General features: G+C 59.9%; 15 protein-coding genes. 12 read left to right on the top strand and 3 right to left on the bottom strand.

Translation table 11 applies throughout. The features are described from left to right. Positions 1–13: 13 nt before the first annotated feature. From FGKAn22_RS03435 to FGKAn22_RS03390, 10 genes are all read left to right on the top strand, one after another. Positions 14–1,045 carry an inorganic phosphate transporter gene (locus FGKAn22_RS03435; RefSeq protein WP_212786586.1) on the top strand — a complete coding sequence of 344 codons (1,032 nt, stop codon included), beginning with the start codon at positions 14–16 and terminating at the stop codon, positions 1,043–1,045. Between the two features lie 28 nt (positions 1,046–1,073). Further along, positions 1,074–1,715: a DUF47 domain-containing protein gene (locus FGKAn22_RS03430; RefSeq protein WP_212786585.1), complete on the top strand. Its 642-nt coding sequence runs from the start codon at positions 1,074–1,076 to the stop codon at positions 1,713–1,715. Positions 1,716–1,861: 146 nt separating this feature from the next. Beyond that, positions 1,862–2,008: a hypothetical protein gene (locus FGKAn22_RS03425; protein WP_212786584.1), complete on the top strand. Its 147-nt coding sequence runs from the start codon at positions 1,862–1,864 to the stop codon at positions 2,006–2,008. A 110-nt stretch (positions 2,009–2,118) separates the two neighbouring features. Further along, positions 2,119–4,665: a DNA mismatch repair protein MutS gene (mutS, locus tag FGKAn22_RS03420; protein WP_212787141.1), complete on the top strand. Its 2,547-nt coding sequence runs from the start codon at positions 2,119–2,121 to the stop codon at positions 4,663–4,665. A 79-nt stretch (positions 4,666–4,744) separates the two neighbouring features. Continuing rightward, positions 4,745–5,305, top strand: coding sequence for a hypothetical protein (locus FGKAn22_RS03415; RefSeq protein WP_212786583.1), 561 nt, complete (start codon positions 4,745–4,747; stop codon positions 5,303–5,305). Positions 5,306–5,309: 4 nt separating this feature from the next. Continuing rightward, positions 5,310–5,885 (top strand): hypothetical protein, encoded by a 576-nt coding sequence (locus FGKAn22_RS03410; protein ID WP_212786582.1) that lies wholly within the window; start codon positions 5,310–5,312, stop codon positions 5,883–5,885. A 30-nt stretch (positions 5,886–5,915) separates the two neighbouring features. After that, entirely contained in the window at positions 5,916–6,602 is a 687-nt protein-coding gene (locus FGKAn22_RS03405) for a DUF2461 domain-containing protein (protein ID WP_212786581.1), read from the top strand. A gap of 110 nt (positions 6,603–6,712) precedes the next feature. Then, complete coding sequence (locus FGKAn22_RS03400) at positions 6,713–7,654, top strand: bestrophin family protein (protein ID WP_212786580.1); 942 nt, start codon at positions 6,713–6,715, stop codon at positions 7,652–7,654. A gap of 206 nt (positions 7,655–7,860) precedes the next feature. Next, positions 7,861–8,145, top strand: a complete 285-nt coding sequence (locus tag FGKAn22_RS03395) for a hypothetical protein (RefSeq protein ID WP_212786579.1) — start codon at positions 7,861–7,863, stop codon at positions 8,143–8,145. A 143-nt stretch (positions 8,146–8,288) separates the two neighbouring features. Beyond that, positions 8,289–8,882 carry a SagB/ThcOx family dehydrogenase gene (locus FGKAn22_RS03390; RefSeq protein WP_212786578.1) on the top strand — a complete coding sequence of 198 codons (594 nt, stop codon included), beginning with the start codon at positions 8,289–8,291 and terminating at the stop codon, positions 8,880–8,882. Positions 8,883–8,896: 14 nt separating this feature from the next. On the opposite strand, the gene FGKAn22_RS03385 is transcribed toward FGKAn22_RS03390, so the two are convergent. Then, positions 8,897–9,556, bottom strand: a complete 660-nt coding sequence (locus tag FGKAn22_RS03385; RefSeq protein WP_212786577.1) for a hypothetical protein — start codon at positions 9,554–9,556, stop codon at positions 8,897–8,899. 133 nt (positions 9,557–9,689) lie between these two features. Between FGKAn22_RS03385 and FGKAn22_RS03380 the strand changes: the two genes are divergently transcribed. After that, the gene (locus FGKAn22_RS03380; protein WP_212786576.1) at positions 9,690–10,808 is read left to right on the top strand and encodes a glycosyltransferase family protein; all 1,119 of its coding nucleotides are present in this window, start codon (positions 9,690–9,692) and stop codon (positions 10,806–10,808) included. A gap of 57 nt (positions 10,809–10,865) precedes the next feature. Here FGKAn22_RS03380 and FGKAn22_RS03375 read toward each other — a convergent pair whose 3' ends face one another. After that, positions 10,866–11,351, bottom strand: a complete 486-nt coding sequence (locus FGKAn22_RS03375) for an FKBP-type peptidyl-prolyl cis-trans isomerase (protein WP_212786575.1) — start codon at positions 11,349–11,351, stop codon at positions 10,866–10,868. Further along, positions 11,348–11,827, bottom strand: a complete 480-nt coding sequence (locus FGKAn22_RS03370; RefSeq protein ID WP_212786574.1) for a peroxiredoxin — start codon at positions 11,825–11,827, stop codon at positions 11,348–11,350. Before FGKAn22_RS03370 ends, FGKAn22_RS03375 begins: the two co-directional genes overlap by 4 nt. 102 nt (positions 11,828–11,929) lie before the next feature. Here FGKAn22_RS03370 and FGKAn22_RS03365 point away from each other — a divergent pair, with 102 nt between their 5' ends. Then, a complete protein-coding gene (locus FGKAn22_RS03365; RefSeq protein WP_212786573.1) occupies positions 11,930–13,054 on the top strand; it encodes a cupin domain-containing protein in 1,125 nt (374 codons plus the stop codon). The last annotated feature ends 15 nt before the right edge of the window (positions 13,055–13,069 follow it).

Here is a 13,069-nt window from a genome sequence, read left to right as displayed (position 1 = left end):
GGCGCCGGCCAACATGGACACCATCCTCGTCCTGGCCATCGCGACCATCATCGTGGTGCTGGTGTTCGAGTACACCAACGGTTTCCATGACGCCGCGAACATCATCGCCACGGTCATCGCCTCGCGGGCGATGACGCCGGTGCAGGCAGTGATGCTGGTCGCCTTCTTCGAATTCCTCGGGCCCCTGCTCGGGGGCACGGCGGTGGCCAACACCATCGGCACGTTCGTCACGCTGGACGACCTCGACCGCGTGCTCTCCCTGACCATCGTGCTGTGCGGACTGGCCGGCGCGATCGGGTGGAACCTGCTGACCTGGTGGCGCGGCATCCCCTCTTCCTCATCCCATGCGCTGGTCGGCGGACTGGCCGGTGTGGTCGTGATCGCGGCGGGCTCCGACCATGTCTCGTGGGGATTCGACGAACTGTTTCAGGGCCACTTGAGCGGCGTGGCCAAGGTGATCGTCGCCCTGATCCTCTCCCCCCTCGTCGGCTTCTGGGTCGGCTTCATCCTGCACAAGATCATGCTGATGCTGCTGCGCGGCGCGCACCCCTCGATCAACCGCGACCTGCGACGCCTGCAATACGTCACCTCGGCGGGACTGGCCTTCTCGCACGGCGCCAACGACGCGCAGAAGAGCATGGGTATCCTGACGCTGGTGCTGCTGCTCGGCGGCTTCATCCCGACCTTCGAAGTGCCGTTCTGGGTGATGATGGCCTGCTCGCTCACCATCACGCTGGGCATCCTCACCGGCGGCTGGCAGATCGTGCGCACGCTGGGTTTCTCCATCTACAAGATCCGCCCGCTGCATGCGCTGGATTCGCAGGTGACCGCCGGCGCCGTGATCTTCGGCTCGTCGATGTTCGGCGCGCCGGTCTCCACCACGCACGTGGTCGCCTCCTCCATCATGGGCATCGGCGCCTCGGAACGCCCCAAGGCCGTGCGCTGGGGAAAGGCGCGCGAGATCGTCACCACCTGGCTGATCACCATTCCCGGCGCGGCATTGATGGCGATTACCTGCTATCTTGTCGTCCGCGCCTTCACCTGAGCAATTCATCCATGACGGAGAACCTCCCATGATTGAAGCCTCCAAGACCATACTCGCGATGATTCTGGACCGGGTATTCCCCAAGGTGCCGGACTTCTTCCACATGCTGACCGAGCAGAACATCAAGGTCGCGCACACCGTCAACCTGCTGGTCGAGTACATGGAGTACGGCGATCCGGTAGTCGCGGATGCGCTCAAGCAGAACGTGCAGGAGGCCGACGAGATCAAGGTGCGCAACCTGCATGAGCTGAACGAGGCGTTCTCCACCCCGATCGACCGCGAGGACATCTACCGCGCCATCATGGCGCTGGACGACATCGTGATGTATTGCAAGACCACGGTGCATGAGATGGACGTGCTCGCCGTCACGCCGGACGACTTCATGCGCAACATCTCGCACTGCATCAAGGAAGGCGTCGATGCGCTGGCCAACGGCTTCGCCAAACTCGCCACGACGCCCGCTACCGCCGCGCTGGACGCCGACGCGGCGCGCAAGGCCGAGCGCCATGCGGAGAAGTTGTACCGCGCCGCCCTGCCCATCCTGTTCGAGGGCACCGACTACATCAACATGTTCAAGCGCCGCGAGATCTACCGTCACCTGACCAATGCCGCCCAGCACATGGCGCTCTGCGCCAACCGCCTGCACGACATCGTGGTCAAGATTTCCTGATCACACGCCGGTTCTTCTGCTGGCGTGGGGGACGTTCATTCTGTAATAATGCCCACCGTAATTCGGTGCTAAACATGTAGCAACAAAGCTTCCGTCAACGCGCACCCATTCTGAAAACGCCAGTTTTACTGGAAGGAAAATGCGTCATGAATACACCAGATTCTCCCCTTCCCCCAGCCTCGAGCTGGTGGGATACCGTTGTTGTGGACATGTGGAATGATGCTGTCGAGCATTGGTGGATTTTTCTGATTGCGGCCGCAATAGTCATCATCATCGCTCCCAGAAAAAAATAGGGCGCCAGCTTTCAGCGCGCGCCCCATCCTGATGGCCACCGGCACGCAGTTTGACAGTTAGATGATTAGACAAAGTGACTAAAGAAAACAAGGCAGTAAGCCACACCCCGATGATGCAGCAATACCTGCGCATCAAGGCAGAGCATCCCGACATGCTGCTGTTCTACCGCATGGGCGATTTCTACGAACTCTTCATGGCCGATGCCGAGCGTGCGGCGAAGCTGCTGGACATCACGCTCACGCAGCGCGGCGCCTCCAACGGCAACCCGATCAAGATGGCGGGCGTGCCCTACCATGCCGCCGAGCAATACCTCGCGCGCCTGGTGAAGATGGGCGAGTCGGTCGCCATCTGCGAACAGATCGGCGACCCGGCCGCCAGCAAAGGCCCGGTCGAGCGCAAGGTGGTGCGCATCATCACCCCCGGCACCGTCACCGACTCCGCGTTGCTGGAAGAAAAGCGCGACAGCCTGCTGCTCGCGCTGCACGAACGCCAGGGCAAGCTGGGCCTCGCCTGGCTCAACCTCGCCTCGGGCCAGTTCCACGTGTGCGAGACCGCACCGGCCAACCTGCCCGCCGAACTCGAACGCCTGCAGCCTTCCGAGATCCTGCATGCCGAAGGCGCGAGCCTGCAGACCAACAACCATGCGGCGCTGAAATCCCTGCCGGACTGGCATTTCGAACTCGACACCGCGCGGCGCGCGCTGTGCCAGCAGTTCTCCACCCTCGACCTCGCCGGCTTCGGCTGCGACGACTACACCGCAGGCCTCGAAGCGGCAGGCGCGCTGCTCGGCTACGCGAAACTTACGCAGGGCCAGAGCATCGCCCACATCCGCGGCATGCAGGTCTACAGCGCGGAGCGCTACGTGCGCATGGACGCCAGCACGCGCCGCAACCTCGAGATCACCCAGACCCTGCGCGGCGAGCCCGCCCCCACCCTGCTCTCGCTGCTCGACACCTGCGCCACCAACATGGGCAGCCGCCAGCTGGCGCACTGGCTGCACCATCCGCTACGCGACCGTGCCGTGTTGCGCGCAAGGCTGGATGCTGTGGACGCATTACTCCCCTCGCCCGCTGGCGGGAGAGGGGTTGGGGGAGAGGGCTATCGCAAGATCCACGACCAGCTCAAGCCCAGCGTGGACGTCGAACGCATCACTGCACGCATCGCATTGAAATCGGCACGTCCGCGCGACCTGTCCGGCCTGCGCGACACCCTGCTGACCTTGCCGCAACTGCACGCCACGCTTGCCTCGTGCGATGCGCCGCTGATCCAGAGTCTGACCGATGCGCTGCAAGCCGACGCCGCGCTGGCCGATCTGCTGCAAAAAACATTGAAGGCCGAGCCTTCCTCCGTCCTGCGCGAAGGCGGCGTCATCGCCGACGGCTACGATGCCGAACTGGACGAACTGCGCGGCATCCAGACCAACTGCGGCGATTTCCTGATTGCGCTGGAGGCGCGCGAACGCGCGCGCACCGGCATCGCCAACCTCAAGGTCGAATACAACCGCGTGCACGGTTTCTACATCGAGGTGAGCCAGGCTCAGTCGGCCAACGTGCCGGACGACTACCGCCGCCGCCAGACGCTGAAGAACGTCGAGCGCTACATCACGCCGGAGCTCAAGGCCTTCGAGGACAAGGCGCTGTCCGCGAACGACCGCGCGCTGGCGCGCGAGAAGTTCCTCTACGACCAGCTGCTGGATAGCCTCGCGCCCTTCATCCCGCAACTGCAGCGCATCGCCGCCGCCATCGCCGAACTCGACGTGCTCGCCACCTTCGCCGAACGCGCAGCGACCTTGAACTTCAGCGCGCCGCAGTTCAGCGACGACGCGCAGCTCAGCATCAAGCAGGGCCGCCATCCGGTGGTCGAAGCGCAGGTCGAGCAGTTCACCCCGAACGACACGCAGCTGGCAGACGCGCGCCGCATGCTGCTCATCACCGGCCCGAACATGGGCGGTAAATCCACCTACATGCGCCAGGTCGCCATCATCGCCCTGCTCGCGCACGTCGGCAGCTTCGTGCCGGCACAGGAAGCCGTGCTGGGCGAGATCGACCAGATTTTCACGCGCATCGGTGCATCGGACGACCTCGCCTCCGGCCGCTCCACCTTCATGGTCGAGATGACCGAGGCCGCGAACATCCTGCACAACGCCACCGGCAAGAGCCTGGTACTGGTGGACGAGATCGGCCGCGGCACCTCCACCTTCGACGGCCTCGCCCTCGCCTACGCCATCGCGCGCCACCTGCTGGAGAACAACCGCAGCTATACCCTGTTCGCCACCCACTACTTTGAGCTCACGCGGCTCACGGAGGAATTCTCCCAGCTCGCCAACGTGCACCTCGCCGCCGTCGAACATCAACACAGCATCGTGTTCCTGCACAGCGTGAACGAAGGAGCGGCCAGCCAGAGCTACGGCCTGCAAGTCGCGGCGCTGGCAGGGGTGCCGCAGAGCGTCATCCGAAGCGCGAAGAAACAACTGGTGAGGCTGGAACAGAACAGCGCGGCGCAGAACCCGCAAGGCGACCTGTTCGCCGCCGTGCCGGACATCCAGGAGCCGGAAGAGCATCCGCTGGTCGCGGCACTGCGCGATCTGCAGCCGGATGATCTGAGTCCCAGGGATGCACTGGAGAGGCTGTATCAGTTGAAGAAGCTGATTAGTTAAGTAAAAAACATACGGCTTCCGTACCACTTATCTTGTGAAATACGAAGTCTAATAAATCTTTACTTAGGAATAACTAAGGATGGCAAGCGAAATCAACAATTTCTCAGCCGAAACAATTATCGCGGCCGTATCCGCGATGGCTGCTGTTGCCTCCGCCATGTACGCGTGGCGTGCTTCAGTAATAGCCAAAAAAGCTTTGCAAATCGCGCAGCTAGATTTCAACGAGAAGCATGGTGATATTCGACCATATTTAATTGATTCGATGACATGGCTTTCTCAGGCAGGAGACAGACATTACTCCGCCGCATGTCTATTTTCTAATTCTTCAACTTCTCCCATAACAATATCCAACGTTGAGCTTGTATTACACATTTACGATCCATCTGGAAAACCCGTCAAAATCAAAGTAGATCCTATCCAAGCCATTACGCAACTTCCAAAGGGATTGCCGCAACTTAATGGTCAAATTAACTTGGCACCACGCACTTCAATTTCAGGATGGCTAACCTTCAAAATTCCCAAGCACATAGTAAACACCAAGCGTGTTGATCGTTATGAAATAGTGGGTATTGATTCGATGGAAAAGGAAGTCTCTATTGATGCATATGTTGTAAAACAGGTTGAGCTAAATGAGATATAAACGCATGAAAATGACCAAGCCCATCCAGATCATCGGTGATGGCGCACTTGCCATGCCCGACATCGGGGACGGTCGGCTTATACCTGTACTTATCATTGACTGTGACTCAAGACGAGATTTATACGATGTAGTAATGGCACACGAAGATATGCCCCCAGGTGATGTAACTGTCACATGGGGCAGAAAGCTTCTCAGCAAAAAAAGTGTCTACTTAATTATTGATTTTAAAAAACCCGTAGAAACTCAAGCTGTCATTGAATTTGACATCGCCAAGTTTGGTGGAATTGCTGATTTAATTATCAACGCTAGAGCTTTCTACTTCCAACCAAATGATAGTGGCAATCGAGTTGTAACTGGGTTAGATAAACCCAAAATACTTGTTGAGGTTCCCTACGAGGCGAAACTAGATGATTGGGATTCAATCCTTCATAATTTTTTAGTTAAACGATTCAGAAAGCAAGGCGCCAATAAGCAAGAAGCTAATACTGCAGCTAAAGCTCATTTAGACAGATTGAGGAATATGGGCATGAGGGGTAGCAGCTACTCGGAGGAAGAACTAACGGGGGCAGCATCGCAATAGATTAAACCACTCCAACAAGGAGCCGCTGAAATGTCCGACCGCTACTTCACCAAGCAGACCTTCGCCTTCCTCTCCGCTCTCGCCGAGAACAATACCCGCGAGTGGTTCGAGGAACACAAGCAGGAGTATGAGGATTTCGTGCGCACGCCCGCGCTGGATTTCATCGGCGACATGTCGGACGAGATGCCTGCGATTTCGCGCCACTTTCTGGCGCAGCCGAAGAAGGTGGGCGGTTCGCTGATGCGCGTGCAGCGCGATACGCGTTTCAGCCGCGACAAGACGCCGTACAAGACCAACATCGGCATTCAGTTCCGTCACGAGGTGGGCAAGGATGTGCATGCGCCGGGCTATTACCTGCACATAGCACCGGACGAGTGCTTTCTCGCGATCGGCCTGTGGCGTCCCGAGGCGGATGAGCTGTTCAGGATACGCCGGGCCATCGTCGAACATCCCGATGCATGGGTGGCGGCGCGCGACGACAAGGGTTTCCGCGAACATTTCACGCCGGAAGGCGACTCGCTCGCCAACGCGCCGCGCGGCTTCGCCAGGGATCATCCGCTGGTGGAGGATCTGAAGCGCAAGGATTTCATCGGCATGGCCGCATTGAGCGAAGCCGCGGTGACTTCGAAGAAGCTGCGCCCGCTGGTGGTCGAACGGTTCCGCCAGGCCGCGCCTTACATGGGGTTCCTTTGCAAGGCGCTGGGGCTGCGTTTCTAGCAGGCTGCTAAAGGCTGCATCAGAGATGATGCAGCCCGATTTTCATCAAGAGCTGGAAACTTTTTCCGGTTTACAGGGCCAATCACCTCTCGCTCAAAAAGGGTTGACCCATGATCGTTCGCGGCAGGCCGTCCGGCTTAAGGTTGTTTCTGGTTTTTCGCGGTTCCGTCTTAAAGGACATCTGGAAGGTGCTGCTGGTCAACATCGTCCTGGCCACGGTGGTGACGATGACCCACGGCGACCTGTTCAGCCACAAGATCACGCTGACCGCGATCCCGTTCACGCTGATCGGCCTGCCGCTGGCCATCTTCCTCGGCTTCCGCAACAACGCGGCCTATGACCGCTACTGCGAAGGACGCAAGCTGTGGGGAGAGATCGTGTTGCAGACGCGCAACTTCGCGCGCCAGTGCCTGACGCTCATCGAGCACGCCGAGCCGCTCAAGGCCGGCCCGGGCTTGAACGATGTGCGCGTGCGGATGATCTACCGCACCATCGCCTTCTCGCATGCATTGCGCCACCTGTTGCGCGATACCGATGGCCGCGCCGAACTGAAGCCGCTGCTCTCGCAGCAGGAATGGGAAAAGAGCTGCAAGAGCGCCAACATCCCCGATTATCTAATGCACCGGATGGGCGATGACTTACGCCTGTGCCTCGATGAGAAACGGCTCGATGGCTGCCTGGCGTCCAACATCGACGCGACCATGTCGGCCATCACGGCGGCGTCCGCGGCTTGCGAACGGATCAAGAGCACGCCCATTCCCTTCTCTTACACGCTGCTGCTGCACCGGACGGCTTACCTGTACTGTTTCTTGCTGCCGTTCGGCCTGGTCGACACGATAGGCTTCATGACGCCTTTCGTGGTGGGCCTCGTCGCCTACACATTCTTCGGCCTGGATGCGCTGGGCGACGAGATCGAGGAGCCCTTCGGCAACTTGCCCAACGACCTGGCGCTGGATGCGATCTGCCGCGGGGTCGAGATCAATCTGCGCGACACGCTGGGCGAGGAGCACGGGCTGACACCAATGAAGCCGCAGAATTACTGCTTGATGTGACCTGAACGGGGGCCGCTTCGCATTTGTTTTCGCCAGTCGGCAAGCCGAAAAAGTCGCCGGTTAACAACGCGATCCCCTCGCCCCGGGCCAGTCGACAATTTGCATAGTTTGCCCCATTGCCGCGGGAAAACTTCGCCGCGAGAATGAAGTAGTGGTTGCTGAGCCAAACCACGGTCGTCGTGCAGAGAACATTCTGGGAGATAGTCATGCGATTGATACTCATTCTCACAGCCATCATGGCTCAGCTTTTTCTGACCGATATCAGCTGGGCCGATACCTACGAGGATTGCAAGGAAAGTTGCGAAACCGACAAGGAGGCTCGCGATATCGATTGCCCTTCGCCTTATGACTCTTCGACCGGGGGCCAGGAACGGGGCCAGTGCATGAAGGATAGCCAGGAAGCCTACAACCGCTGCCTCAGCAGTTGTCCGCGCCCTACTCCGCCTTCGCCACCTTCTTCTGAATCCCCCATTTCGCCCATGAACTACTGAGCCCGGCTTCTGCTTCCACCGGAAGTGGAAGAACGGGGCAATAGTTTCTTGCAATGGCGAAAATTCAACGACTCATTCTGGCGGCACTTATGACGAGCTTGGCTGCAACGACGGAGGGTGGGACAGGGGCGGAGGCGCCGGGCGTGAACTTACCCGCACCGCCCGGGGCGGGAGCCATGAGCCAGGAAGAGGCGCTGGCCCACCGCCGCTCGGTGCGCGAATTCGGCCCGGGCTCGCTGACACTGCCCGAGCTCTCGCGACTGATGTGGGCAGTTCAGGGCATCACCGTACCGGGGCATCGCACGGCGCCTTCTGCGGGCGCCACTTACCCGCTGGAGGTCTATCTGGCAGTGGGCAACGTCGAGAATCTGTCGGACGGGGTCTATCGCTACCTTCCCGATCGACACCGTCTTGAAACCGTGTCCGCCAGCGACATCCGTGTGCGCTTGGCTTATGCTGCCATCAATCAGGAATGGGTGAGCAGTGCGCCCGTGGTGGTGGTCATCGCCGCGATGAGCAGCCGCACCACTGTCGGCTATGGTAAGCGGGGTGAACGCTATGTGCACATGGAAGCCGGCCATGCCGCCCAGAACCTGCTGCTGCAGGCCACCTCCCTGGGGCTGGGCGCAACGCCGGTAGGTGCGTTCAAAGACGCCGAAGTCTCCCGTCTGCTGCATCTGCCGGCCGGAGAGACACCTTTGTACCTTATCCCTGTGGGCAGGCTTCCTCGGCCATAAGCGAGCCTTGGGTACTAGGCCGCGTTCCCCGCAGCTGCGATGGCGGCGATCTTGCTCAGTGCTTCGGTCAATTCTTTGACTTTGGTTTCCAGCGCGGCCGCTTCTTTGGTCCTGGCATCCAGCTCGGCCAGTTTGTCGGCCATCCCTGCCGTCTTGGCCTGCTCCTGAGTGAGACGTTCACTGAGCAGGTCGATCGTCTTCATCTGCTCGGTCGACACCCGTTTTTCTTCCTCGAGTTCGGCAGTCCTTTTGGCCAGCTCGCTCGCTTCCAGCGAGGCCGCTTCCTTTACCTTGGCTTCGAGCTCGGAAATGATCTTCACCATCTCGGCCGTCTTGGCCTGCTCCAACTTGAGGCTTTCGCGCAGTTGCACAATGGTCTTCAGATTTTCCAGCCCCCGGCTCTTCTCTTCTTCGAGCTGGGCGTCTTTCACGGCGAGCACAGTGGTGTCCACTCCAGCCGTCTTCTTCGCCAGATCGGCTACTTTGGTCTGCTCTTGCTTGAGGCTTTCCCGGAGCTGCTCGATTATCCTTAGTTGATCGAGCGATTTTTCTTCAAGCAGAGCATTCTTCCTTGCCAGCTCGAAAGATTTGCCCTGATCTTCCGTCTGGTTGCCCTGCGGGGCATTGTTCTTGGCGTCGTCGGGATAAGCGCGAAGTTTTACTGTTTTTTCCATGGCGTTCGTTCTCGTGAATTCGGGTTGCGACGTTCAGGGCATAAGCATAGCGCATTACAGGGAAATCAAGCAGCCCAGAGAGGCCGATTTATAATGAAAGCCGTGTTTCACCATTCGAATGCGCTTCCGCCCCATGCCCCACCTCGTCGTCTCCATCTCCGGCCACGGTTTCGGCCATGTCGCGCAGACCGCGCCCATCCTGAACTTGCTGCACGAGCGCATGCCGGAGCTGCGCCTCACTGTACGCACCGCTGTGCCGCTTGCACACCTGCGCTCGCGCATCCTGGCACCGTTCGAGCACCTGCACAGCCAGGGCGACTTCGGCATGGCCATGTCTTCGGCGCTGGATGTGCGCATCGAGGAAAGCCGGGCTACCTATCGCGCTTTCCATGCGAACTGGGACGAGCGCGTTGCCGAAGAGGCGCGCCTGCTGCGCGAACTGGGGGCGGACGTGGTGTTCTCGAACGTGGGTTACCTGCCGCTGGCGGCTGCGCAGCGGGCTGGCATCCCCAATGCCGCACTGTGTTCGTTGAACTGGTCTGATATCTACCGCCACTATTGCAGCGATAAGTCGGGTTCCGTTCGTTCAAACCCTTCGACAAGCTCAGGGCGAACGGATGACGAAAGAATCGCAGCACAAATCCTTGCCTGTTACGCGAACGCGGACGCCTTCCTGCGTGCCACGCCGGGCATGGCGATGAACGACTTGCCCAATCTCGTTCCGGTCGCGCCCATTGCCGCGGTGGGCGACAACCGGCGCGACGAGCTTGAACGCCACTTGAGATTGTCGAAAGAAGAGAAGCTGGTGCTGGTCAGCCTGGGCGGCATCACCAGCCGCTTGCCCATCGAGCGCTGGCCGCGCATCGACGGTGTGCGCTGGCTGGTGCAGTCCAGCTGGCAGGTGGACCATCCCGATGCCATCGCGCTCGAATCGCTGCCGCTGAGCTTCGGCGACCTGCTCGCCAGCTGCGATGCGCTGCTGTGCAAGCCGGGTTACGGCAGTTTCGTCGAGGCCGCGAGCAGCGGCGTGCCTGTGCTGTACGTCAACCGTGCCGACTGGCCGGAGTCGCCCGCGCTGGTGGAGTGGCTGCAACTGCAGGGCACCTGCCGCGAAGTCTCGCGCGATGCGCTGGAGAACGGCGACCTCGCCGGGGGGCTGGAAAGCCTATGGCGCATGCCGCAGACAGAGCCTGTGAAGCCGGGTGGTGCAGCGCAAGTTGCGGACTGGCTGATGCAGAGGCTGGCCCGCTGATTCACGCCGATAAAAAAGCCCGCTTGCGCGGGCTTTGTCTTGCGGGCGATTCAAGGCCTAGTGGTGGTGACCGTCTTCGCCATGTACGTGGCCGTGCTCCAGCTCTTCAGCAGTTGCCGGACGCACGCCGGTGACGGTGCAGTCGAAGGTGAGCGTCTTGCCTGCCAGCGGATGGTTGCCATCGACGGTGACTTCGTCGTCGGTGACTTCCACCACGGTGTAGAGCAGGTAGTCTTCATCGTCGGCACTTTCCGGGCCGCCTTCGAATTGCATGCCGATCTCGATCTCTTTCGGGAAGGAGCTGCGCGGCTCGACTTCGACCAGACTGTGGTCGTATTCGCCGAAGGCATCGTCGGGCTGCATGGTCACCTTGCAATGGTCACCGACGCTCTTGCCGTGCAGCGCTTCCTCGACCACGGGGAAGATGCCGTCATAACCGCCATGCAGATAGCTGACCGGCTCCTCGATCTTTTCCAGCAATTCGCCTTCGGAGTCGAACAGTTCATAGCGCAGGGAGACGACGGAGTCTTTGGTGATCTTCATTTCAATTCCTTTATCAGATTAAATATTTCCTGCGGATGCCCGTGGGCGTGAACGCCGTACATGACATGACGCAGCTTGCCCTGCTTGTCGATGACGAAGGTGGAGCGCTGGACGATGTTCTTCTTGTGCCCGTCCACTTCCTTCTCGACCATCACCCCGTAGCGTTTGCAGACGCGCGCCTCGGGATCGGACAGCAGCAGGACCGACAGGCCATGCTTGTCGCGGAACTCGGCATGGCTGAGGCAGTCGTCCCGGCTGATGCCGACCACGACGGTGTCCAGCTTGGCGAGATCCTCTTCGAGCTCGCTGAACTCGTTGGCTTCCATGGTGCAGCCGGGAGTGCTGTCCTTGGGATAAAAATACAGCACCACGTTCTTCTTGCCCTGCAGCGAAGTGAGCGCAAAAGTCTCCATATCGGCATCCGGCAATTCGAAGTGAGGCGCTTCCATTCCGACAGTGAGCTGAACAGATGGCATTGATGTCCCTCCTGCGTTGCATTCTAAACACTTTCTTTGCGTCAGTTTAATAAAATTTCGTTGCATATCCGCAGCGGACCTGACACGGCTATAATCTCTCGGATGAAAACCAGACTCCCCATGCTCGGCGGGCTGACCGTCAACGAATTCCTGCGCGATTACTGGCAGAAGAAACCGCTGCTGATCCGCAAGGCTTTTCCCGATTTCAATGGGCTGCTCGACCCGCAGCAGCTGATCGAGCTCGCCTGCGAGGAGGACGTGCAGGCGCGCATCGTCACGCAGAGCCGCGGCCAGTTCGGCCTGCGGCATTCGCCGTTCATGCCGGAAGATTTCGACGGTTTCGGCAAGGCAAAGTGGACGGTGCTGGTGCAAGGGGTGAATCACTTCCTGCCTGAAGCATCGGAACTGCTCAGGCACTTTTCCTTCATCCCCCACGCGCGGCTGGACGACCTGATGGTGAGTTACGCACCCAAGGGTGGCGGGGTCGGACCGCACTTCGATTCCTACGACGTTTTCCTGCTGCAAGGGCTGGGACATCGCCGCTGGCAGATCTCCACGCAGGAAGACCAGACGCTGATCGAGGGCGCGCCGCTGCGCATCCTGAAGGATTTCCGTGTCGAACAGGAGTGGGTGCTGGAAGCGGGCGACATGCTGTACCTGCCACCGCATTGCGCGCACAACGGCATCGCCGAAGACGACTGCATGACCTATTCCATCGGCTTCCGTACTCCGGCCTACCAGGAACTGGCCGAGCAGTTCCTGGTGTACCTGCAGGACCGCATCGAGGTGGACGGCATGTATGCCGATCCCGATCTCAAGGCTCAAAAGCATCCCTCGGAGATCAGCGCGGCGATGCTGCGCCAGGTGGAACAGGCCATCAAACAGGTGCGCTGGGACAAGGAGGACATCGCGAATTTCCTCGGCTGCTATCTCTCCGAACCCAAGCCGCATATCTTCTTCGACATACCGGGATGCCCGCTGACCCTGGCGAAATTCCGTCAGGCACTGCACAAGCGCGGGGTGGCGCTCGACCTGAAGAGCCAGATGCTGAGCCATGGCGAATGGATATTCATGAACGGCGAAGCTTTCCAGCCGCAGGAAGGCGATTACCCGCTGTTGCGCGACCTGGCCGATTGGCGCGAACTGCCCGCCCAGGCGGACTGCTCGCCCGAGTTGAGCGAGTTGCTCTACCAGTGGTACCTGGACGGTTACCTGACACCACGCTGAACGGCAAGGAGCGCA

Origin of the sequence: Ferrigenium kumadai (genome assembly GCF_018324385.1) — a bacterium.
In the GTDB taxonomy this organism is placed as follows: Bacteria; Pseudomonadota; Gammaproteobacteria; order Burkholderiales; family Gallionellaceae; genus Gallionella; species Gallionella kumadai.
Note: the sequence above shows the minus strand (reverse complement) of the source record. Positions and strands in the feature narration are given on the sequence as shown.